The sequence below is a fragment of the Stenotrophomonas sp. STEN014 genome, assembly GCF_056760315.1.
The window spans coordinates 294,857-316,540 of record NZ_JBRREN010000004.1; the positions used below are offsets into that span (position 1 = coordinate 294,857).

General features: G+C 66.2%; 28 protein-coding genes. 19 read left to right on the forward strand and 9 right to left on the reverse strand.

The window, feature by feature from the left end:
* The first annotated feature begins 12 nt into the window (after window positions 1-12).
* Entirely contained in the window at window positions 13-1,311 is a 1,299-nt protein-coding gene (gene thrC / locus ACVOMC_RS08075) for a threonine synthase (protein ID WP_481523536.1), read from the forward strand.
* 253 nt (window positions 1,312-1,564) lie between these two features.
* Here thrC and ACVOMC_RS08080 read toward each other — a convergent pair whose 3' ends face one another.
* Entirely contained in the window at window positions 1,565-2,323 is a 759-nt protein-coding gene (locus ACVOMC_RS08080) for a Crp/Fnr family transcriptional regulator (RefSeq protein WP_481523537.1), read from the reverse strand.
* 112 nt (window positions 2,324-2,435) lie between these two features.
* Between ACVOMC_RS08080 and hisS the strand changes: the two genes are divergently transcribed.
* The 10 genes from hisS (at window position 2,436) to hisIE (ending at window position 11,455) form a co-directional block, all read left to right on the forward strand.
* On the forward strand, window positions 2,436-3,842 hold the full coding sequence (gene hisS / locus ACVOMC_RS08085) for a histidine--tRNA ligase (RefSeq protein WP_481523538.1): 1,407 nt from the start codon (window positions 2,436-2,438) through the stop codon (window positions 3,840-3,842).
* A 175-nt stretch (window positions 3,843-4,017) separates the two neighbouring features.
* Window positions 4,018-4,344 carry a YerC/YecD family TrpR-related protein gene (locus ACVOMC_RS08090; protein WP_057506336.1) on the forward strand — a complete coding sequence of 109 codons (327 nt, stop codon included), beginning with the start codon at window positions 4,018-4,020 and terminating at the stop codon, window positions 4,342-4,344.
* Window positions 4,345-4,353: 9 nt separating this feature from the next.
* On the forward strand, window positions 4,354-5,271 hold the full coding sequence (gene hisG / locus ACVOMC_RS08095) for an ATP phosphoribosyltransferase (protein ID WP_054659958.1): 918 nt from the start codon (window positions 4,354-4,356) through the stop codon (window positions 5,269-5,271).
* Between the two features lie 11 nt (window positions 5,272-5,282).
* The gene (gene hisD / locus ACVOMC_RS08100) at window positions 5,283-6,578 is read left to right on the forward strand and encodes a histidinol dehydrogenase (RefSeq protein WP_481523575.1); all 1,296 of its coding nucleotides are present in this window, start codon (window positions 5,283-5,285) and stop codon (window positions 6,576-6,578) included.
* Window positions 6,575-7,657, forward strand: coding sequence for a histidinol-phosphate transaminase (gene hisC / locus ACVOMC_RS08105; protein ID WP_481523539.1), 1,083 nt, complete (start codon window positions 6,575-6,577; stop codon window positions 7,655-7,657). Before hisD ends, hisC begins: the two co-directional genes overlap by 4 nt.
* Entirely contained in the window at window positions 7,654-8,727 is a 1,074-nt protein-coding gene (hisB, locus tag ACVOMC_RS08110) for a bifunctional histidinol-phosphatase/imidazoleglycerol-phosphate dehydratase HisB (protein ID WP_481523540.1), read from the forward strand. The genes hisC and hisB overlap by 4 nt, the downstream gene beginning before the upstream one ends.
* Complete coding sequence (gene hisH, locus ACVOMC_RS08115) at window positions 8,724-9,326, forward strand: imidazole glycerol phosphate synthase subunit HisH (RefSeq protein WP_481523541.1); 603 nt, start codon at window positions 8,724-8,726, stop codon at window positions 9,324-9,326. The genes hisB and hisH overlap by 4 nt, the downstream gene beginning before the upstream one ends.
* Window positions 9,323-10,057 carry a 1-(5-phosphoribosyl)-5-[(5-phosphoribosylamino)methylideneamino]imidazole-4-carboxamide isomerase gene (gene hisA, locus ACVOMC_RS08120; RefSeq protein WP_481523542.1) on the forward strand — a complete coding sequence of 245 codons (735 nt, stop codon included), beginning with the start codon at window positions 9,323-9,325 and terminating at the stop codon, window positions 10,055-10,057. Before hisH ends, hisA begins: the two co-directional genes overlap by 4 nt.
* Window positions 10,051-10,827 (forward strand): imidazole glycerol phosphate synthase subunit HisF, encoded by a 777-nt coding sequence (gene hisF / locus ACVOMC_RS08125; protein ID WP_054660794.1) that lies wholly within the window; start codon window positions 10,051-10,053, stop codon window positions 10,825-10,827. The genes hisA and hisF overlap by 7 nt, the downstream gene beginning before the upstream one ends.
* Window positions 10,817-11,455 (forward strand): bifunctional phosphoribosyl-AMP cyclohydrolase/phosphoribosyl-ATP diphosphatase HisIE, encoded by a 639-nt coding sequence (gene hisIE, locus ACVOMC_RS08130; RefSeq protein WP_481523543.1) that lies wholly within the window; start codon window positions 10,817-10,819, stop codon window positions 11,453-11,455. The genes hisF and hisIE overlap by 11 nt, the downstream gene beginning before the upstream one ends.
* Window positions 11,456-11,569: 114 nt before the next feature.
* Here hisIE and ACVOMC_RS08135 read toward each other — a convergent pair whose 3' ends face one another.
* Entirely contained in the window at window positions 11,570-12,577 is a 1,008-nt protein-coding gene (locus tag ACVOMC_RS08135; protein ID WP_054660918.1) for a TerC family protein, read from the reverse strand.
* A 577-nt stretch (window positions 12,578-13,154) separates the two neighbouring features.
* Here ACVOMC_RS08135 and ACVOMC_RS08140 point away from each other — a divergent pair.
* The 6 genes from ACVOMC_RS08140 to ACVOMC_RS08165 all read left to right on the forward strand — a co-directional run bounded on the left by ACVOMC_RS08140 (window position 13,155) and on the right by ACVOMC_RS08165 (window position 17,823).
* Window positions 13,155-13,478, forward strand: a complete 324-nt coding sequence (locus tag ACVOMC_RS08140) for a YkgJ family cysteine cluster protein (RefSeq protein WP_481523544.1) — start codon at window positions 13,155-13,157, stop codon at window positions 13,476-13,478.
* A gap of 49 nt (window positions 13,479-13,527) precedes the next feature.
* Entirely contained in the window at window positions 13,528-13,782 is a 255-nt protein-coding gene (locus ACVOMC_RS08145; protein ID WP_481523545.1) for a hypothetical protein, read from the forward strand.
* Between the two features lie 171 nt (window positions 13,783-13,953).
* Window positions 13,954-15,507, forward strand: coding sequence for a calcineurin-like phosphoesterase C-terminal domain-containing protein (locus tag ACVOMC_RS08150; protein ID WP_481523546.1), 1,554 nt, complete (start codon window positions 13,954-13,956; stop codon window positions 15,505-15,507).
* Window positions 15,508-15,783: 276 nt separating this feature from the next.
* On the forward strand, window positions 15,784-16,497 hold the full coding sequence (locus ACVOMC_RS08155) for a single stranded DNA-binding domain-containing protein (RefSeq protein WP_481523547.1): 714 nt from the start codon (window positions 15,784-15,786) through the stop codon (window positions 16,495-16,497).
* Between the two features lie 234 nt (window positions 16,498-16,731).
* Window positions 16,732-16,989 (forward strand): hypothetical protein, encoded by a 258-nt coding sequence (locus ACVOMC_RS08160; protein WP_057506328.1) that lies wholly within the window; start codon window positions 16,732-16,734, stop codon window positions 16,987-16,989.
* A gap of 153 nt (window positions 16,990-17,142) precedes the next feature.
* Complete coding sequence (locus ACVOMC_RS08165) at window positions 17,143-17,823, forward strand: hypothetical protein (protein WP_481523576.1); 681 nt, start codon at window positions 17,143-17,145, stop codon at window positions 17,821-17,823.
* 291 nt (window positions 17,824-18,114) lie between these two features.
* On the opposite strand, the gene ACVOMC_RS08170 is transcribed toward ACVOMC_RS08165, so the two are convergent.
* From ACVOMC_RS08170 to ACVOMC_RS08195, 6 genes are all read right to left on the reverse strand, one after another.
* On the reverse strand, window positions 18,115-18,438 hold the full coding sequence (locus ACVOMC_RS08170; protein WP_054658894.1) for a hypothetical protein: 324 nt from the start codon (window positions 18,436-18,438) through the stop codon (window positions 18,115-18,117).
* Between the two features lie 28 nt (window positions 18,439-18,466).
* Window positions 18,467-18,970, reverse strand: coding sequence for a lipocalin family protein (locus ACVOMC_RS08175; protein ID WP_481523548.1), 504 nt, complete (start codon window positions 18,968-18,970; stop codon window positions 18,467-18,469).
* Window positions 18,971-19,049: 79 nt separating this feature from the next.
* Complete coding sequence (locus ACVOMC_RS08180; protein WP_481523549.1) at window positions 19,050-19,298, reverse strand: hypothetical protein; 249 nt, start codon at window positions 19,296-19,298, stop codon at window positions 19,050-19,052.
* Between the two features lie 77 nt (window positions 19,299-19,375).
* Window positions 19,376-19,531, reverse strand: a complete 156-nt coding sequence (locus tag ACVOMC_RS08185; RefSeq protein ID WP_481523550.1) for a hypothetical protein — start codon at window positions 19,529-19,531, stop codon at window positions 19,376-19,378.
* 96 nt (window positions 19,532-19,627) lie between these two features.
* The gene (locus ACVOMC_RS08190; RefSeq protein ID WP_481523551.1) at window positions 19,628-19,906 is read right to left on the reverse strand and encodes a hypothetical protein; all 279 of its coding nucleotides are present in this window, start codon (window positions 19,904-19,906) and stop codon (window positions 19,628-19,630) included.
* A 70-nt stretch (window positions 19,907-19,976) separates the two neighbouring features.
* A complete protein-coding gene (locus ACVOMC_RS08195) occupies window positions 19,977-20,246 on the reverse strand; it encodes a hypothetical protein (protein ID WP_481523552.1) in 270 nt (89 codons plus the stop codon).
* 274 nt (window positions 20,247-20,520) lie between these two features.
* Between ACVOMC_RS08195 and ACVOMC_RS08200 the strand changes: the two genes are divergently transcribed.
* Together ACVOMC_RS08200 and ACVOMC_RS08205 are read left to right on the forward strand one after the other, a co-directional pair.
* Window positions 20,521-20,709: a hypothetical protein gene (locus ACVOMC_RS08200; protein ID WP_054658890.1), complete on the forward strand. Its 189-nt coding sequence runs from the start codon at window positions 20,521-20,523 to the stop codon at window positions 20,707-20,709.
* Window position 20,710: 1 nt separating this feature from the next.
* Window positions 20,711-20,857 (forward strand): hypothetical protein, encoded by a 147-nt coding sequence (locus ACVOMC_RS08205; protein ID WP_157722818.1) that lies wholly within the window; start codon window positions 20,711-20,713, stop codon window positions 20,855-20,857.
* Window positions 20,858-21,141: 284 nt separating this feature from the next.
* Here the strand turns inward: ACVOMC_RS08205 and ACVOMC_RS08210 are convergent, their stop codons facing one another.
* The gene (locus tag ACVOMC_RS08210; protein ID WP_145974331.1) at window positions 21,142-21,399 is read right to left on the reverse strand and encodes a hypothetical protein; all 258 of its coding nucleotides are present in this window, start codon (window positions 21,397-21,399) and stop codon (window positions 21,142-21,144) included.
* Window positions 21,400-21,684 lie beyond the last annotated feature (285 nt).

Consider the following 21,684-nt stretch of genomic DNA (forward strand, 5'->3'; position numbering starts at 1 on the left):
AATGGAACTGACATGAATTTCATCTCGACCCGCGGCAGCGCTCCTGCCGTCAGCCTGAGCCAGGCCATCGCCGCCGGCCTGGCTCCCGATGGCGGTCTGTATGTGCCACAGCGGATGCCGACCCCGCGCGCGTTGCGGGCGGGCCGTTCGCTGGCCGCCACCGCCGATGCCCTGTTGCAGCCGTTCTTCGCCGATGACCGGTTGGAGGCCGAGCTGCCCGGCATCTGCAGCGAGGCGTTCGATTTTCCGGTACCGCTGCAGGCGTTGGCCACGCCCAATGACCATGTGCTGGAGCTGTTCCACGGGCCGACTGCCGCCTTTAAAGATTTCGGCGCCCGCTTTCTTGCCGCCAGCCTGTCGCGGCTGCGTGCCGGCCAGTCGCGTCCGTTGACCATAGTCGTGGCGACCTCCGGCGATACCGGGGCCGCGGTGGCGGCCGCCTTCCACAAACAGCCGAACCTGAAGGTGGTGGTGCTGTATCCGGATGGCCGGGTGTCACCGCGGCAGGCGCACCAACTCTGCTGCCTGGGCGACAACATCCGCGCGCTGCGGGTGGCCGGTTCCTTCGATGACTGCCAGGCCATGGCCAAGCAGGCACTGGGCGATGTCGAACTGCAAGCGCAGGTGCCGCTCAGTTCGGCCAACAGCATCAGTCTGGGCCGGCTGTTGCCGCAGATGAGCTACTACGCCCATGCCGCGCTGACCCACCAGGCCGTACACGGCACCGCGCTGAATTTCGTCATTCCCACCGGCAACCTCGGCAACGCGATGGCGGCGGTGATGGCCCGCGCGCTGGGCGTACCGCTGGGACGGATCGTCCTGGCCACCAACGCCAACCGGGTGCTGCCGGACTATTTCGCGGGCGGGCAGTACATGCCGCAGGCCAGCGTCGCGACCCTGGCCAATGCGATGGATGTCGGAGCGCCCAGCAATTTCGAGCGGCTGCACTGGCTCTACCGGGGTGACGATGTCGCGTTGCGTGCGGCCTTTGTGTCGCGTCCGGTGGATGACGCCAGCATCCGCGACACCATCGCCGCACGGTTCAGCCGTTTCGGTGAGGTGTTCTGCCCGCATACCGCTACTGCCGTGCAGCTGCTGGAGCAGTTGCGTGCCAGCGGTGAGGCCGCTGCCGGAGAGCACTGGGCGGTGGCGGCCACCGCGCATCCGGCCAAGTTCGAATCGGTGGTCGAGCCCTTGATCGGACGTGAGATTCCGGTGCCGCCGGCGCTGGCGGCGTTGCTTGAGCGATCGGCCCACGCCGATCCGATCGAGCCGGACTACGCCGCGCTGCGCGCGGTGCTGCTCGGGTGATCGCAACGGCCGCGTTGTCCACATCCGGTGTGGAGCGCGGCCGGGGCAGCCTGTGGATAGAGGTCCGCCAGCCCAAGGCTGGCGGGCCTGCCCATTGTCATGGTGAAAATTTGGCCAGTCGTGATGCCGGCAGGGCTCCGGGTTTTCCACAATCGATGTGGACCGGCGCCGGAAGAATCTGTGGATAAGCGCGGCGATCCCTTGTGCGGCAAGGTGCGCATACAGGTTGGCCAAGAAATGACCAGTGCGGCATTCAGCCCAGGTCGTCGCTGGCCAGCTTCTGCAGTCCGGCGAAGTCCAGGATCTCGACCACGTTCAGATGCGGCAACGCGATCAGGCCCTGCTGGCGCAGCTTGGTGAACGTGCGGCTCACCGTTTCCATGGTCAGGCCGAGATGGTCGGCGATATCACTGCGGCCCATCGGCAGGGAGACGCGATTGCCGACCTGGCCCAGCTGCGCTTCGCGCGCGGCCAGCCGCAGCAGGAAATCGGCCAGCCGCTCCGGTGGCTGCAACCGCGCCAGCGCAAGCGCGTTGTCCTGCGCCGCGTCCAGCTCCTGGCAGGCGCGCTGCAGCAGCTTGCGCTCCAGGTGCGGATGGCGCAGGCGCACGTCGCGCATCTGCGTCACCGGCACGCGGCACACGCGGCTGTCGGCGATCGCCTCGATGTCGTAGCGGTGATGGTCGCTGCCACTCAGGCCGACATAGTCGCCCGGCAGTACGAAACCGCTGACCTGGCGGCGGCCATCGGCCAGCGTGCGGACCAGGCGCAAGGCGCCCTCGGTCACGGTATAGACATAAGTGCGTGGCTCGCCGGCGCGTGCCAGCGTGGTGCCCAGTGGAACCGGTTGGGATACCGTGATGTCTTCCAGCGCCTGCACTTCATCGCAGGACAAGGCCGAGCACACCGACAGATGCCGGACCGAGCACTGCAGGCATTCGCGCGCACCCGCGCCTTCCGCAGAGGCGGACGCCGGGGAGGATTGCTCGGAACCTGGGAAGGGCCGGGACATGGCTTCGGTGAGGGGAAAGATGGCGTGAATGATACTTCATGCGGCCAGCAGGGGCGGGCTGGCGCTAGAATTGGCGGTCGTCCATCCCCACCGAGTTGCAGGAGTTTCGCCCGTGATCAAGCCCCGTACCCCGCCCGGCATCATGGAATTGCTGCCGCGCGAGCAGATCGCGTTCCAGCGCATGCTGGACGTCATCCGCCGCAACTACGAGCGCTTCGGGTTCCTGCCGGTGGAGACGCCGGTGTTCGAATTGTCCGATGTGCTGCTGACCAAATCCGGTGGCGAGACCGAGCGCCAGGTGTATTTCGTGCAGTCCACCGGCGCGCTGGCCAATGCCGCCGAATCCGGTGACAGCGGCCTGCCGGAAATGGCGCTGCGTTTCGACCTGACCGTACCGCTGGCCCGTTACGTGGCCGAGCACGAACACGAACTGACGTTCCCGTTCCGCCGCTACCAGATGCAGCGCGTGTATCGCGGCGAACGCGCCCAGCGGGGCCGTTTCCGCGAGTTCTACCAGTGCGATATCGATGTGATCGGCAAGGACGCGCTGAGCATCCGCTATGACGCCGAAGTGCTGGCGGTGATCCACGCGGTGTTCTCCGAACTGCGCATCGGCAATTTCGCCGTGCAGCTGAACAACCGCAAGCTGATGCGCGGTTTCTTCGAGGCACAGGGTGTAGCTGATCCACAGCAGCAGGCGCTGGTCCTGCGCGAGGTCGACAAGCTGGACAAGCGGGGCGCCGACTATGTGCGCGAAACGCTGGTCGGTCCGGACTTCGGCCTGCCGGTCGAGGCGGTGCAGCGCATCCTGGCCTTCGTCGAGGTTCGCTCCAGCTCGCATGCCGATGCGCTGGCACAGCTGGATGCAGTGTTGGCTGCTGCCGGTGAATCGGCCAGCGAATCGCTGCGTACCGGGGCGGCCGAGCTGCGCGAGGTGCTGGAGCTGGTCAAGGCGCTGGGCGTGCCGGAAAGCGCCTATTGCCTGAACTTCTCCATCGCCCGCGGTCTGGATTACTACACCGGCACCGTCTACGAGACCACGCTGCTGGATCACCCCCAGATCGGCTCGATCTGCTCGGGCGGTCGCTATGAGGACCTGGCCAGCCACTACAGCAAGTCGCGGCTGCCGGGCGTGGGCATCTCCATCGGTCTGACCCGCCTGTTCTGGCAGCTGCGCGAAGCCGGCCTGATCGAAGGTATCGGCGAATCCAGCGTGCAGGCGATGGTGGCGCTGATGGACGAGGCGGCGATGCCGCATTCGCTGGATATCGCCCGCCGCCTGCGTGCCGGTGGCATCAACACCGAAGTGCAGATGGAACCGAAGAAGGTCGGCAAGCAGTTCCAGTACGCGGCCAAGGCGGGCATCCGCTTCGTGGTGCTGGCCGGTGAGGATGAGCTGGCGCGGGGTGTGGTTGCGGTCAAGGACCTGCTGCGTGAGCAGCAGTTCGAAGTGGCCCGCGAGGAGCTGGCCAGTGCCCTGCAGGTGGAGCTGGAGCAGACCCGCGCGATGGCGCGCTGAGCTGTCTTTATTCCGGTTTGATCCAAGGCCCCGCATCGCGGGGCCTTTTCTTTTGCGGCACTGGTACGGCGCGGTCGCCCGCCCGGACATGAACGGCGCTGCCTATCGACCTCGGCGGGTTTGACCTCGTCTGCGGTACGTAATAATGTATTAGCACGCTAATGCATTGATACAAATGAAGCCGCGCATCGATACCGAGAAAGACAAGCCCTCCGACGCTCCCTTGAAAGCGTTGGCGCGCGCGTTTGCCGCGCTGGACAAGCCGCAGGAGGTGCAGGCCTTCCTGCGCGATCTGTGCACCCCCGCCGAGCTGGAGGCCATGGCCGACCGCTGGCGGGTCGTCCCGCTGCTGCGCAAGGGCGTTCCCTATCGCGAGATCTACGACCTTACCGGGGTGAGCGTCACCACCATCGGCCGGGTGGCGCGTTCGCTCGAGCACGGCAGTGGCGGCTATGCCACCGCGATCGAGCGTATTGCCGCGCGCAAAACCGAATCCAACTGAGAACCGACCATGAGTGCTTCCCCCACCGCGCCGGCGCGTGACCGGCTGCGTATCGCCATCCAGAAGAGCGGCCGTCTGGCCGATCCCGCGCGCAGCCTGCTGGCCGCCTGCGGCCTGAGCTGGCGGCAGAGTCGCGACAAGCTGTTCTGCTTCGGCGAATCGCTGCCGGTGGATCTGCTGCTGGTGCGTGATGACGATATTCCCGGCCTGATCGCCGATGGCGTCTGCGATCTGGGCGTGGTCGGCCTCAATGAGCTGGACGAACAGGCCAAGGCGCGCCGCCAGCTGGGTCTGGCCGATGCCTACCGGCCTTTGCGTGGGCTGGGCTTCGGCGCGTGCCGGTTGATGATCGCCGTGCCCGAGGACTGGGACTGGCAGGGCGTGCAGATGCTGCAGGGCAAGCGCATCGCCACCAGCTATCCGGCCATTCTCAGCGCCTGGCTGCAGGAGCAGGGGGTGGACGCGCAGGTGGTGGAGCTGTCCGGCTCGGTGGAAATCGCCCCGAAACTGGGCACGGCCGAAGTGATCTGCGATCTGGTCTCCAGCGGCGCCACGCTGGCGGCCAACCAGCTCAAACCGGTGGAAGTGCTGCTGGAAAGCGAGGCGGTACTGGCCGGACCGGCGCACGCGCTGGATGACGCCCGCGCCGGGCTGATGGCGATGCTGTTGCGCCGTCTTGATGGTCTGAGCAAGGTGCAGGACCAGAAGCTGCTGATGTTCAGCGCCAACGAGGACCGCATTGATGATCTGACCCGGCTGCTGCCCGATGCGACGCCGCTGCTGCGCCTGCCCGGGGCGGGCGAAGGCGCGGCGGTGCGCCTGCAGACCATGTGCACCGGCACGCTGAGCTGGCAGCGTCTGGAAGAGCTCGAGCGCGCTGGCGCGCAGGGACTGATGGTGCTGGCGGTGGAGAAGTCACTGGTATGAACGCGAGCGAATTGAAGATCCTGGACTGGGCCGCGCTCGATGCCGATGCGCAGGCCGCCACTTTGACCCGCCCGGTACAGAGCGTGGCCGCGCAGACCCGCGAATCGGTCGCGGCCTTGATCGAACAGGTGCGCGGCGGCGGTGATGCCGCCCTGCGCGCGATCAGCGCCCGTTTCGATGGTGTGGCTCCTGAGGATTTCGAAGTCGGTGAGGCCGAATTCGCCGCGGCCGAGCGGGCGGTGTCGGCCGAGCTGCGCATCGCCATGCAGCAGGCCGCCGGGCGCATCGATGCCTATCACCGGGCCGGCATGGTGCAGCCGTACGCGGTGGAAACCGCACCGGGCGTCGTGTGCGAGAAAATGATCCGCCCCATCGGCCGGGTCGGGCTGTATGTGCCGGCCGGCAGCGCGCCGCTGCCGTCCACGGCGCTGATGCTGGGCGTGCCGGCCCGGCTGGCCGGTTGTCGTGAGGTGGTGTTGTGCACGCCGCCGCGCAAGGACGGCAGTGCCGATCCGGCGGTGCTGGTCGCCGCGCGGCTGACCGGCGTGCACCGTGTATTCAAGATCGGTGGCGCGCAGGCCATCGCCGCGATGGCCTACGGCACCGAGACCGTGCCCTCGTGCGACAAGCTGTTCGGGCCGGGCAACAGCTATGTGACCGAAGCCAAACAGCAGGTCGCCCAGGCCGGTGCCGCCGCCATCGATATGCCGGCCGGGCCGTCTGAAGTGCTGGTGATCGCCGATGCCGGCGCCAATCCGGTCTTCGTCGCCGCCGATCTGCTCTCGCAGGCCGAGCATGGTCCTGACTCGCAGGTACTGCTGCTCAGCGATGATGCCGCGCTGCTGGCTGCCGTCGCCGGCGAGGTCGCGCGGCAGGTGGCGGTGCTCGAACGCGAGGCCATCGCCCGACAGGCACTGTCCGCCTCGCTGCTGGTCAAGGTCCAGTCGCTCGACCAGGCCTTTGAAATCTCCAATCGTTACGCCCCCGAGCACCTGATTCTGGCCTTGCGCGATCCGCGCCCGTGGTTGGCGCAGGTCGAGGCTGCCGGCTCGGTATTCCTCGGCGATTACACCCCCGAAGCGCTGGGCGACTACTGCTCGGGTACCAACCATGTCCTGCCGACCGCCGGTGCCGCCCGCGCCTACAGCGGCGTGAGCGTGGCCAGTTTCCAGAACCAGATCAGCGTGCAGGCCGCCAGCGCCGAAGGCATTGCCGGCATCGGCCCGTGCGCGCTGACCCTGGCGCGTGCCGAAGGGCTGGGCGCGCACGCCAACGCGGTTGCGTTGCGGCTGGGGGTGACGCTGTGAGCGCGGTGCTGGATCTGGTTCGCGCCGACCTGCGTGATTTTGGTGGCTATGCTTCCGCCCGCAGCGCCCGGCTCGAGGGCGAGGTGTGGCTCAACGCCAACGAGGCGCCCTGGCCCAATCCGGCCGATGCGGCCGCCCGCTGCCGCCGCTATCCCGATCCGCAGCCGCAGGCGTTGCGCACGCGGCTGGCGCAACTGTATGGGTGCCAGCCGGAGCAGTTGCTGATCGGCCGCGGCAGCGACGAGGCCATCGACCTGCTGGTGCGCGCGCTGTGCGAACCGCAGCGTGATGCGGTGCTGTTCACTCCGCCGGTATTTGGCATGTATGCGGTCAGTGCGCGCCTGCAGAACGCGCCCGCGCTGGAAGTGCCGTTGCGCGACAGCGCAGACGGGCTGGTGCCCGATATCGACGCCATCATCGCCGCGGCCAGGCACGGCAACGCCAGGCTGGTGTTCCTGTGCTCGCCCTCCAATCCGGGCGGGCGCAGCATCCCGCTGGCACAGGTCGAGACTGTCGCCACCGCCTTGCGCGGGCAGGCCCTGGTGGTGGTGGACGAGGCCTATGGCGAATTCGCCGCGCAACCCTCGGCCACGACCCTGATGGACCGGCATGACAATCTCGCCGTGCTGCGTACGCTGTCCAAGGCGCACGCACTGGCCGCCGCGCGCATCGGTTGCGTGATCGCCGATGCCGGGTTGATTGCAGTGCTGCGCCGTTGCCAGGCGCCGTATCCGATTCCCACGCCGTGCGCGCAGCTGGCGCTGGACGGGCTGGACGAGGCCGCGCTGGCGCAGACCCGCGCCCGCATCGCCACCGTCATCGCCGAGCGCCAGCGCCTGCAGGCGGCCTTGTCGACGCTGCCGGCGGTGCGCCGGGTCTACGCGTCGGACGCCAATTTCCTGCTGGTGCGCTTTGTCGATGCACAGGCCGCATTCCAGGCCCTGCTGGCCGCCGGAGTGGTGGTGCGCGACCAGCGCGGCGCCCCGCAACTGCACGACGCCCTGCGCATCACCCTGGGTACCCCTGAACAGAACGACCGCGTCCTGGACGCACTTGCCACGCTGGAGCTTGCCGCATGACCCCCATTCTGTTTGTCGATCGCGATGGCACCTTGATCGAGGAGCCGGCCGACTTCCAGATCGACGCCTACGAAAAAGTGCGGCTGGTGAAGAATGTCATCCCGGCCATGCTCAGGCTTCGCGATGCCGGCTACCAGTTCGTGATCGTTTCCAACCAGGACGGGCTGGGCAGCGACGCTTATCCGCAGGCCAGTTTCGATGGCCCCAACAACCTGATGCTGCAGATCTTCGAAAGCCAGGGCATCGTTTTCCGCGATGTGCTCATCGATCCGAGCTGGCCGGCCGACAACAGCCCCAACCGCAAGCCGGGCATCGGCATGATGGTCTCCTACCTGCAGGACCGTTCCATCGACTGGGCGCGTTCGGCCATGGTCGGTGACCGTCCCACCGATATCGCCTTCGCCGACAACATGAACATCCGCGGCTTCCAGCTGCGTACCGGCCAGTTCGGCGGCGACTGGGACTGGGACGCCATCGCCCACGAACTGGCCGACGCGCCGCGCCGGGCCAGCGTCCAGCGCGACACCAAGGAAACGCAGATCCGCGTCTTTGTCGATCTGGACAAGGTCGCCAGTTCAAAGATCAGCACCGGTCTGCCGTTCTTCGACCACATGCTCGACCAGATCGGCCGTCATGGCGGGTTTGCGCTGGAAGTGGAGGCCAAGGGGGATCTGCATATCGACGAGCACCACACCATCGAGGACACCGGCCTGGCGCTGGGCCAGGCGCTGCGTGAGGCGCTCGGCGACAAGCGCGGCATCGGTCGCTACGGCTTCACCCTGCCGATGGACGAGACCCTGGCCAGCGCCGCGCTGGATTTCAGCGGCCGCCCGTATTTCGTGTTCGAGGGTGATTTCAGGCGCGAGAAGGTCGGCGACATGCCCACCGAGCTGGTGCCCCATTTCTTCCGCTCGCTGTGCGATGCGGCGGGGTTGAACCTCAACCTCAAGGTGGAAGGCGACAACGATCACCACAAGGTCGAGGCCTGCTTCAAGGCGCTGGCCCGTGCGCTGCGCCAGGCGATCCGTCGCGAAGGCACGCAGCTGCCATCGACCAAGGGGGCCTTGTGAGCATTGTCGGACTGGTGGATGCGGGCGGTGCCAACCTCGGTTCGGTGCGGTTCGCGCTGGAGCGGCTGGGTGTGGACGTGCACATGGTGCGCGCCGCCGGCGATCTGGACGGCGTGCAGCGGGTGATCCTGCCCGGCGTCGGCGCGGCCGCGGCCGGCATGGCGCGCCTGCACGCGCAGGGACTGGTGCAGCCACTGCGGGAGCTGCAGGTGCCGCTCATGGGCATCTGCCTGGGCATGCAGCTGCTGTACGAGCGCTCGGAAGAGGGCGGGGTCGATTGTCTGGGCCTGTTGCCCGGCGTGGTGCGCCGGCTGCATCCGGCCGTGGGCATCCGCGTGCCGCACATGGGCTGGAACAAGCTGCTGGCGCTGCGCCCCTCGCCGTTGCTCGACGGGGTCCCGCCCGGTGCCAGCACCTATTTCGTGCACAGCTACGCCGCGCCGGTGACCGCTGACACCGTCGCCGCCTGCCATCACGGCGGGCTGTTCACCGCCGTCGTGCAGCGCGGCGCGCTGTGTGGCGCGCAGTTCCATCCGGAGCGTTCGGCCGGGCCCGGCGCCCGCATCCTGCGCAACTTCATCGAGACCGATTTCCAATGAGCTTCACCGTCTACCCCGCACTGGATATCCGCAACGGCAGTGTCGTGCGCCTGCTGCAGGGCGATTACGCCCAGCAGACCACCTATGGCGATGATCCGCTGCCGCGCGCGCAGGCCTTTGCCGCCACCGGCGCGCAGTGGATGCACCTGGTCGATCTGGACGCGGCCAAGGCCGGCGGCTACACCCTGGCGCCGCTGCTGGCACAGATCGCCGCCACGACGCCCTTGAAGGTGCAGACCGGTGGCGGCGTGCGCGGCCGCGACGATGTCGCCCGCATCCTCGATGCCGGTGCCAGCCGGGTGGTGATCGGCTCGCTGGCGGTGCGCCAGCCCGAGGCCGTGGAAGCCTGGCTGGGCGAGTTCGGTCCGGAGCGGCTGACCATCGCGCTGGATACCCGTCAGGGCAGCGATGGCGTCTGGCGTCTGCCGATCCATGGCTGGACCGAGACTGCCGACGTCACGCTCGACCAGCTGGCAAGCCGCTATGCCGCCGCCGGCATGCGCCACCTGCTGTGCACCGACATCGCCCGCGACGGCATGCTGTCCGGCCCCAACATCGAACTCTATGCCCATCTTTCTGCCCTGCTGCCGGGCGTGGCGGTGCAGGCCTCCGGCGGCGTGCGTGACGCGGCCGATATCCGTGCGGCCAAGGCGGCCGGCTGCGGGGGCGCGGTACTGGGCAAGGCGCTGCTGGAAGGCCGCCTGCACCTGGAGGAGGCGCTGTCATGCTGAGCCGCCGCATCATTCCGTGCCTGGACGTGCACAACGGCCGCGTGGTCAAGGGTGTGCGCTTCCGCGACCACATCGACATGGGGGACATCACCGAGCTGGCGCTGCGCTACCGCGATGCCGGCGCCGACGAGCTGGTGTTCTACGACATCTCCGCCAGCCCGGAAGGGCGCTCGGTCGACCGCGGCTGGGTCGAGCGGGTGGCGCGGCTGATCGACATCCCGTTCTGCGTGGCCGGCGGCATCCGCGATGTGGACACCGCCCGCGCGGTGCTCAACGCCGGCGCCGACAAGGTCTCGATCAACACCCCGGCGCTGGAACGCCCGGAGCTGATCGGCGAACTGGCCGAAGCCTTCGGCCAGCAGTGCGTGGTGGTGGGCATCGATTCGATCCGCGAACCCGATGGCCAATGGCGGGTGCGCTCCTATACCGGCGACCCGGCCAAGACCCGTGCCGAAGCCCGGCTCACCCTGGACTGGGTGCGCGAGGTGCAGCTGCGCGGAGCCGGCGAGATCGTGCTCAACTGCATGGACAGCGACGGCGTGCGCAACGGTTACGACATCGCCCAGCTGCGCCAGGCGCGCGCCCTGTGCAACGTGCCGCTGATCGCCTCCGGGGGCGCCGGCACCCCGCAACATTTTGCCGATGTGTTCGAACAGGCCGACGTTGACGGTGCATTGGCTGCCAGCGTGTTCCACTCCGGCGCCATCGCCATTGCGCAGCTGAAACAGTTCCTGCGCGACCAACAGATCGAGGTGCGTGATGTCCACTGAATTCAATCCACTTGATGCCGCCACCCTGGACTGGAACAAGGTCGGCGGGTTGATGCCGGCCATCGTGCAGGACGTCGCCACCCAGCGGGTGCTGATGCTCGGCTATATGGACCGGGCAGCATTGGATGCCACCCGCAGCAGCGGCAAGGTCACTTTCTTCAGCCGCAGCAAGCAGCGCTTGTGGGTCAAGGGCGAAACCTCCGGCCACACTCTGGAGCTGGTGGAGATCCGCGCCGATTGCGACGCCGATACCTTGCTCATCAGCGCCCGCCCGCACGGCCCCACCTGCCATACCGGCGCGGTCAGCTGCTTTGCCGGAGCACCGGGCAACTTCCTCGGCGCGCTGGATGCGCTGATCAAGCAGCGCGAGCACGACCGCCCGATCAACAGTTACACCACCAAGCTTTTCGAGGAAGGCACGCGCCGGATCGCCCAGAAGGTGGGCGAGGAGGGCGTGGAAACCGCGCTGGCCGGGGTGGCGCAGCTCGATGACGACCTGCTGGGCGAATCGGCCGACCTGCTGTTCCACCTGATCGTGCTGCTGCGTGCCCGCGGCCTGTCGCTGGATGATGCGGTGGCGGTGCTGGAGCAGCGCCACGCGCGGGCGGCGTCCAAAGCGGCCCGCTGAGCCGCACACCCGCGCGGCATCTGTCGCCGCCGCGCGGGCAAGTGCCTGGCACTGCTGTCGCCGGTGCGGCCGGATTGCCGCCGCCCCGGCGTGGCAGCGCCGATCAGGCCGGGGTTACGGCTGGTCCGGCTTCTTCTCCGGTTTCTTCGGCCGCGTCGGGCTGCCGGGTACCCACCAGGTCCGCGTCCGCGCATCCGCCGGCGGCGCACCGCGTGTCTTCAGCAGCGAGACCAGCATCGATCCGCCGATCAGCACGGCGGTGATCAGCAGCGCAAGCTCGGTGGGAATCACCTTGGTCCCGAACCAGGCATTGAGGATCATCTTGATGCCGACAACCACCAGTACCAGCGACAGGCCGTACTTGAGGTAGTGGAAGCGGGTGATGATCCCGGCCAGGGCGAAGTACAGCGCCCGCAGGCCGAGGATCGCGAACACGTTCGCCGTGTAGACGATGAACGGATCGGTGGTGATCGCGAAGATCGCCGGAATGGAGTCCAGCGCGAACACCAGGTCGGTCAGCTCCACCAGCACCAGCACGATAAACAGCGGGGTGATGAACCGCACCCCGTTGCGGCGCACCGTGAAGCGGTCGCCTTCAAAGGTTTCGGTCACGCGGAAGTGACGGCGCATGAAGCGGTTGACGCGGTTGTTCTCGATGTCTGGTTCCCGCCCGACCGTGACCAGCATCTTGGCCCCGGTGAAGATCAGGAACGCCCCGAACACGTAGATGATCCAGTGGAAGTGTTCGATCACCGCCGCGCCCGCCAGGATCAGCGCCGCGCGCATCACCAGCGCACCGAGCACGCCCCAGAACAGCACGCGGTACTGGTAGGGCGCCGGGACCGCGAAATGGCTGAAGATCAGCACGAACACGAAAATATTGTCGATGCTCAGGCTCTTTTCGATCAGGTAGCCGGTCAGGAATTCATAGCCCTTGGGCGCTCCCAGAAAATGGAACACGCCGGCGGCGAAGACCATGGCCAGCAGGAAGTAGCCCAGGCTCAGCCAGAGCGCCTCCTTGATGCTGATCTCCTTTTGCTTGCGGTGCAGCACTCCCAGATCCAGGGCCAGCAGCACAAGCACGAACAGATTGAAGCCGACCCACAGCCAAAGCGTGTTCATCCGTCCTCTCCCGCGCAGTGATCAGGTCCGGCGCAGGCGAGGCCCTGCGCCTTGATTGGCTGCCCGCCGCCGAGGCAGGGGGGCGGGTTCGACGCTAGCGGTGGACCGGTGCAAACGCCGTCAAGCCGGGCCTTGGCGCCGGTCGCCGACCGCCACCGTCCGGTTCTGCCGGGCAGGGCCGCGCAGGATCTGTCCCTCCGCCCGGCCCGAATGCGCCGCGTGGCGGCAGCCGCGTCGCCCGCTGTTCGGCCCGGCGCGCGCTGGCCGCTCGCCGCGCTGCTTCTGCCGATGTGAACGCTGCCGGCGGCGCAGTGTTAGGATCAGCCCACAGGCACTGCCTGTTTCGCGCGCTCTGCGCAGCTGCCTTGCTAGTTGCCCACTCCGCTGTCTTCCACAGGTTGCCCGCCCGTTGTATCGGTGGGACTCGAGGCGAGTGCGCCATGCACGTATACCCCCTGAGCAACACCCCGTTTACTGCCGGTGCGCCCGCGCACCGCTCACCGCTGTCCGGCCGTCAAGCGCATCGCGCGTTTCCCGAGGGGCAAGGGTGGCGCCGCCATTCCATGCCGGTGGCGGCATGAAGCACGGCGCGGCGGACAAGAACGCCCCGGTCACCTGCGCCACCTGCGACGCTCTCTGTTGCCAGCTGACTGTGGTGTTGACCGAGAAAGATGCGGTCCCTGCACATCTGACCATCCGGTTGCCCAGCGGACTGCATGTCATGGACAAGGACGAGGATGGCTGGTGCGTGGCCCTGGATGGGCAGCAGATGAACTGCCGCATTTATGACAGCAGGCCGGCCATCTGCCGCTCCTTTGTCATGGGTGGACCCTATTGCCGGGCCGAGCGCGCTGCCCAGGCACGCGCGAATCCGCGCGGTATCGCATTGCAACTTGCCTGAGGAGAAACACATGCCCACGCCACTGCCCGTACCGGGAGAGGTTCCTGCGATGAAGAAAATCTCGATCACCGGCCCCCACGCCCAGCAACGCAACCTCAGCCGGGAGCGCATTGCCGAGGACATGGTGGCCTTCAGCAATGCCGGTGGCCACGTCGAGGTGCTGGGCAACACGCCGTTCCGCACCCGGGTGGACCCGCCCAAGCCGGCCACGGCCAGCGGCAAGGCGGCACGCCCGCTGGCGGCCGACGCCGAAGCGGCCGCCGTCCCGCCCGTGCCCCCGCGGAAGCGAACGCCGTCGCGGTGACGCCGGGCAGGCGGGCGGCATAGCGGAATTGTCCGCCGCCAGCCGCTTGCCCGATGCGCGCCCGCGGCATGCGGCCCGACCGCCGCCGCGGGCCGCCCGCCAATTCCGGTAATGCCGGGGCCGCCACGGGCGACGATAATGGCAACCGCCTGTCTGTCTGCCGAGGTTGTCATGCGTCTTTCCCTGTTTGCCGGCCTGTGGCTGGCCTGCGCGCCATTGCTGGCGGCCGCCAGCTGTGTGGACGGCACGGTGTTTGCCGATACCAATGGCAATGGCCTGCGCGATGCCGGCGAGCAGCCGTTGCCCGGTATCGCGGTGTCCGATGGCGAGCATCTCGTGCGCACCGACGCACAAGGCCGCTACCGGCTGCCGGCTTCGACCCAGCCCACGGTGTTTGTCATCAAGCCAGCCGGTTACCGCGCCGCCGCCCGCGCCGATGGTCTACCGGACATCTGGCGCCCCGGCAGTGCGCCCGCCGCTTTCAAGGGCAAGCGCCCGGCCGATGCCGATGCGCAGTGCCCGCCGTTCGCACTGGTGCCCGACGCGGACGCCCCGGCCAGTTTCCAGACCCTGCTGATGGCCGACAGCCAGACCAGCAACGCACTGGATGTGGGCTATTTCGAACGTGACCTCATCGCGCCGCTGCGCGGCAGCCATCAGGCCCGGCTCGGCCTGACCCTTGGCGACATCACCAACGATGATCCGGCGCTGTATCCGGCGCTGGTGGCGGCGGTGACCTCGCTGGGGGTGCCGTGGCTGCATGTGCCCGGCAATCACGATATGGATGTGGACGCGCGCAGCGATGCCACCTCGCTGGCCAGCTATCACCGCGCGCTCGGCCCGGACACCTATGCCTGGGAAGAACGCACGATGGTGTTCATCGGCCTGGACGACATCATCGCCCAGCCGGGGCAGAAGCCGGCCTATGTCGGCGGCCTGCGCGAAGACCAGTTCGCCTTCCTCGAACGCTATCTGTCCACCGTGCCGGAAGACAAACTGCTGGTGATCGGCGTGCATATCCCGCTGTTCGACCACCGCTTCCGCGAGGCCGACCGCAAGCGCCTGTTCGCGCTGCTGGAGAACCGTGCCAACCGGCTGATCCTCAGCGGCCACACCCACGAACAGAGCCAGACCTTCTGGGATGCCGCGCGCGGCTGGAATGGTGCCACCCCGTTGCACGAATACAACGTCGGCGCGGCCTGCGGCGCGTTCTGGTCCGGGGTGAAGGACGCGCAGGGCATTCCCGACACCACCATGGCCGATGGCACGCCCAACGGTTACGGCCTGCTCAATGTGCAGCCGCAGGGCCGCTACAGCGTGGAATACCGTGCCGCCCGCGCCCCGGCCAGCGAGCAGATCGCGCTGCATGCCCCGCGCGTGCTGCGCCGCGGTGCCTACCCGGCGTGGGGCGTGTACGCCAACGTGTACATGGGCTATGACGGCCTGCCGGTGGAGTTCCGCGTCGATGACGGCCCCTGGCAGCCGATGAAGCGGGTCGAGCAGCCCGATCCGCGCCTGCTGCAGGAAAACATCGCCGATGACCTGGCCACGGCGCTGCGCGGCTATGACCGCTCGCCCGAGGCCACCCCCTCCAGTCACCTGTGGCGCGCCGCATTGCCGACCACACTGGCCGAAGGCGAACACACGGTGGAGGTGCGCACCACCTTGAACGGCACCGTCTACAGCCAGCGCACCACCTACCGGCTGCAGAACGCCACGCCCTGAGCGGAGGCGGGCATCGGCCAAAGACAACCGCCCAGTCCGGGTTGGCCTTACCCACCCAGCGCCGTTGGCCTGTTTCCAGATGTCCGTCAGATGGCGCCGCATCGACCGGCGCACCCGCTGCGGGCCATGTCCACGCAGCACTCCCTCCTGCAGTCGCGTCGGTGGGATTGGCGGCATCACCCCCTTGCCGCCCGCTTGTTTTCCGATGCCCGATGGATACCGCACCACCGCCACGCTAGGCTTGCGCGGTGGTGCCAACTGCGGGCAGGGGAATCGATGCAACACAGAGCAATCATCTACACCGTGCTGGCCGCGACGGTGCTGGCGTGCAGTGGCTGCGGATTTACGCTGTCCGCTGACGGTGATGTGGCAGCCGAGCCGATGGACCCCGGGCGCCGCCTGATCGGCCAGGTGCAGGGCAGTGGCGCGGTAAGCCCGCTGCTCGGCGAGCAGGTGCTGATCGAAGGCGTGGTGGTGCGCAGCCTGACCGGCGATGGCGACGATATCGCGCAGGAATTGGGCGAGACGCTGGGCGAGGGCAATCGCGGCCGCGTGGTCGGCTGGTTCGTGCAGGACGAAGGCGACGGCGATCCTGCCACTTCCGATGCACTGTTCGTGCTCGATCGCGGCTATGACACCTCGCTCAACATGCCGGCCGAAGCCGAATTCACGATGCGCATGGGTAATCGCGTGCGCAGCGGCGACCGCATCGTCGTGCGCGGCGAAGTGATCGAGGTGCCACAGGCCGACACCGCCGAACAGCCGCGCAGCGCCGGTCATTCCGTCGCGCGCGGCACGCCAGCGGAAACCGTCACCACCCTTGCCGCCAGCAGCATCACCTTGCTGGCGCCGGATGAGCGCGCAGTGCCCCTCATTCCGTTGGCGATCGCACCGGCGCAGGCCCAGCAGGAGCGGGTTGAAGGCATGCGCCTGTCGCGGATCGATACCGGTGCATCGCCCTTGCCATTGCCGGCGTCCCCCTCACCGTAAGGGGGCGCATGAACCCGGCACCGACGAACAGGCGCCTGTATCCAGGGCATCACAGGCTTGCGATCTTCCGTGTTGGCCGCAGTTCTGCAGACACCCCGCGACATGCACGGAATCACGCCTGAATACTCAGGGATAGCCGCATTTCACAGTCCATCAACGCCGGGCGGCGCAATCATGTCTGTGCAAAAAGTCCGCAATATTTCCGTGGTCCAGACGTGAGAAAGGAGAAGTGAAATGTTTCTGACCAAGAAAAATCTGGTGTTGGCAGTGACCGCCGTCGCCGCCCTCGGTCTTGGCGGCTGCGCCACCTACCGTGACGATTTTGCAAAGATCAATACGCGCCTTGATTCACTCGACACGAAGGTGCAGAGCGCAGCCCAGAGCGCCGAATCGGCCAACCAGTCCGCGCAGCGGGCCAACCAGCGCCTTGATCAACTCGAAGGCCGCGTCCAGCAGCTCGAAACCGCACCGCGCCGCGAGCCGCGCGGCTGATCGCGCCTACGCGCGTGCTGACCAAGGGTGTGCGCTTCAAACCCGGTGGTCCTTGCTGACCACCGGGGGTTTTTCTTAAGCCGCTCCATGCTCCAAGGAACGTGTCCCATCAATACCTGTATCTATTCCGCGATCCGCGCCGCGTGTGGCGCGCTGGTACTGGCGTTGGCAAGTGTTGGCGCAGTCAATGCACAGGATGTCGCCACGCATCCGATGGCCGACGTCGACCAGCTTCCCCCGGATCAGACCGTGTCGGACACGGTAATCGAGCTGGCCGGCTGGGTGGTTGCCAGCAAGGACAGCCAGGGCTATCCGTTCACGATCATCGACAAGGCCGCCGCCCAGGTGCTGGTATTCGACGGTGACGGCCGGCTTCGCGGCGCCGCCCCCGGCCTGTTTGGTTCGGCGGTGGGTGACCACACGGCCCCAGGCATCGCCGGTCTGGCGCTTCGCGAGATTCCGGGCAAGGACCGCACCACGCCTGCCGGTCGCTTCGTGGGCGGTTTCGGCCCCTCCATCGACGCCGGCCGCGTGCTGTGGGTGGATTACGATTCGGCGGTATCCATGCACCCCACGGCGACCGGCGTCCCCGCTGAGAGACGCGTCGAGCGCCTTGCGTCGCCGTCGCCGGACGACAACCGCATCACCCATGGTTGCATCAATGTCTCGCCCGAATTCTACGAGCAGGTGGTCGTTCCCACGTTCGAACGGGGCGGGGTGTTCTACATCCTACCGGACACCGCGTCGCTGGCCGAGACCTTCCCGGAGTTCGTGCAAAGTCGCGGGCCGTTGGAAAGTAATCAGGAAGCCAACGCAGGGGCCGCCCGTCACTGAACGGTGCGTTGGTGTGATGCCTTTGAGGTACGAGGCAGTGCCGCGACGGAAGACTCCTGCAGCGCATCCGGTACGATCTTCGAATCCGATCACGCGCTCCGGTTATGCGTCGGCGGGTGAGTCCGGCTCGGCGATCGTATGATCGAGCTGCGCCAAGGGGCAGGGGGCCATGCGGTAGCTGGCAGGTAAATGGTGCGGGATCGGATTGAGCATGATGGATTCACCGTCAAATCGACGCGCCGGTCCTGAATCCTTGGCTGGAACTCCAACCGGAACGTGGGAGTCAGATCCTCAGTGGGGCTTGTACACCGGCATCGGTGCCCAGGTCTCGACCCAGCTTGCCGTGATGGAAACCTCAAGCGTGTTGCCATCGGCATCGGGCGAAATCCGGTAGCGATGCGTCGGGCCCTTCATCCACTGCACTGTGAAGTACAGCGCTGGCTCTTCCGTATTCCAGCGGACGTCGCTGATGGCGTTCTCCACTCCTTCCACGTCGTCGATGAAGGTCACTGCCAGTCCATCATCAATAAGTGAGAAGCGGAACACGGCAAAGCTGGCTTCCTCCCAGACGTTCCATTCGCCTATGAACTGTTGTCTGGGGTCAGGGGTCGGCATAGGGATGCTCAAGAGTGACATCTGGCGCTCACTGCATTTGATTCAGGTAGATGGTGCCGGACTGTTCGGGCCAAACAATGTCGGAAGTGTCATAGCCTTGCTGCTGGGCGGTCTCAATCCATCCGGTTGCGACAGTCCGGTCCATCTGGGCGTGCCGATGGAGCAGATGTAGTCGTTTCATGCCAGGCTCCCCGATAAGGGCGGTCGTATAGTCGTCATCAATTCCCAGAATCCAGAATTTCTCCCGGGTAAAGGGAACCCATTGCAGCCAATCCGGCATGAAGCTGATCAAGAATCTCGCATGGGCGCTGTCGGATACCCGGACAACACCGGAAGATTCCTCCAGCGCGTCGCGCTCACCTATGTAGGAGTGGGAAACGTGGATGGGTTCGTCCGAGTCCATGGTGAAGTTCCACACCCGATCTCGTGCGTCCGGGTTGTCGCCATGTTGTGGCTTCCTGGCAATCTCGTACCAGGTTCCAAGATAGCGGGGGAGGTCGACATAGGATGCGGTATGAATAGTGGTGTTCATGGGAATGCCTGTATTTCCACGCTGTCAACGATCGCGACAAAGAACTGTCCGTGCAGCAGGAACGGGTCCCAGGACCTGGCTACTTCGCTCGTCTTGCGTAGGTCAGGATGGTCGCCTCATCTTCGGCAGCGGCCTTGACCGACTTGGACCATCGCACCACGGCGCCTTTGTTCTGGATCAGGGTTTCCAACTGCAGACACAGGCACTCGGCGCACGCTTGGCCTCCCGGGCTGCTTTTTCCGCAAAGCTTGCAAGGCGCCATCGTGGTCGTCTCGGGAGGGCGAAGCTGATAGGCAATTTTTTCCATCAGTGCCTTGGCCTGGGTCACCGTTTTCACCGTTGATGATCCTCAGGACGAGCTGCGCACGCTGGCGCAGCTCTCCATTTGTTTAGCAGCAGTTGCTGTTACTTCTGCTGAGGCTTGCTGCCGTCATGGGTCTTGCCTTCCTTGGTGTCCGCATCCTTGCGGTTGGTGTCATGCTCTGGCATCGCGCCGGGTGCCCGCTTCGGATCACGTTCCTGCGGGTTCTGGGGGCTGGTTGTTACATTGAGGCTACTCATCTTCTACTCCATTGCGATGAAATCATCGCAGAAGCATCTTTCCCCTTTGTGTGTTACCCCGGTGTGCTATTGGCGCTCTGAGGATGAACGGGCGGATCAGGAAACAAGCCGATCCCAGCACATACCTGCTATCTGATCCGAGATTCTCCTCTGGTCCATGCTCATCTTGCCCGATAGATGACGGTGCAGGTCGGAGTGCCACGCACTGCGCGTTCCATGCGGATTGCGGATATAGATGTCGCAGGCAAGTTTGATTACCGGATTGCAGTCGTTGAGGAAACTGTCCCCGATAAGCGCGCCATCACTGTACCGAGTTCGCCAGTAGCCAAGCTCGGCGGTTACGTCGACAAAGTCGCGATCGCGTTGATTGTTCATGATGCGCAGCCAGGTACGCCATCTTCGCAGGTGGGGGTTCTTCCCCTGTCTTTCGCATATCTGCGAGATGTCATGTTCTGCGGTTCCGGAAGTCTTCCTTGAGCTGATCCAGCTGTTCCGCGGCAGACACCATGCTTTTTATCCGGTCCAGAAGGGAGTCGATATTGTTGCTGCGCTCCAGTTCATCTGCCGATCCGGATGCCGCTTTCAAAGCGCGTCGGGTCAGGATCGCAAGGGATCTGAGCTTGTCCAGGCGCTGTGAGCGGGACCACGCATGTGCTGATGTTGTCATCTCCAGCGCCAGTTCATCCAGGTCAGCGCGTACCTCTTCGTAGTTCATGATCAGCATCCGGAGCACAGGTAGTGCCCGCACCGCGCCCAACATAGGCCTATTTCCACCGTGCGATGTGATGAGCGATTCGTCCTTCGCTGTTCTTTCTCCAATCGCCTTGCGTCCTGCAACGGCGGTTGTCACGCGCCGGGCACGCGGCGCGCTCCCCAGTCGGCTTGGTGGTCAGCCCGTGAGTTCTCTTCCGGATTCGGGGACTGCCGGTTAACGGCACAACGCGCACCGTGTACGTGCGACGACGTTGTCGCGTGGATGGAGCACGTGCTTGAGCACCCCGAATCCCACCGATCCGGAGGCGCCCCGCGATCCGGATCGTCCGGATCCGACACGGGATCCGCGCAATCCGAATCAACCCAACCCGGATCTGCCCGACACGCGCAATCCGGATCTACCCGGCGATCCTGCTCCTGAACTGGAGCGTCAGGCGCCGGGCGAATTTGAAGAGGAACAATGAGATGCCGACCACTCCGCAAACACCGCAGAAAGGCCACGAGCAGCGCTCGCCGGGCAAAGACGACAACTCGCAGCGGCATGGCAGCCCGCAGCAGCATGACCAGAAGCCGCACGACCAGAAGCAACAACAGGACCGTCAGCACAAGTGAGTGAGAGGTTCTTGTCGGGGTTGACCGCGGGGACACCACGTTGTTCAGCGGCGGGCAGTGCGTGACAACGAGCTTGGGTAGGCAGGCTCGTCACGGTCCGGACAAGATGACGCGGGCTGGCGATAGTCCGCGTGGTGGTGCCCGCTGGCCGCATCCCCCGGTCAGCGGGTTGTGGCGCCGGGGATATAATGCCGGAAGGAAGCGGCGCGCAGGCGTTGAGTCCAATGGGTAGCCGGGTGGTCCACCTGGCCCCGGGAAAAAGCCCCTCCGGGAGGGGCTTTTGATCAGGCAACGATGAGGCTCCAGCTGATTTCGGAGCCATCGAATTTGTAGCGGAAGCCCTCGCGGTCGATCTGCCGGGCGAGGTGTCCATCGGCATCGGCCAATAGCGTGATTTCAACCGACTCCTCACCGGAGCGGCCGCTGATGCGCGACAGGGTTGCGGCGCGGACTTCCTCGGTTGAAACGAAGCTGACCGGCCGGCACTCGCGCCCGGGCCCTTCCAGATAAAGCTTTACGCCTTTCAATGGCGTGCCTCCCATGAATCCCCACGCATGTGGGGACCCGTTTCTAAGGGAGCGGGGGTTAACAGAACCTGCAGGAAGCGTTTGAAACCCGCTCAAACGTGACGCAGCCGGCAGCAATGGCGGCGCTCCGCATGCGCCGGACGGGGCCATCGTTCAGGTGAGAACCACCTCCGGCCGCGCCAGCGGACCCCAGCAACCGGCCGCTGGATTCACCGCACGCGCGCTGGCATATCCGCATGCAGCGGCAATCAGGGCGGCCCTGACGCCGGAACCGGCAGGTCGCGCGCGGCGGGGAACAGC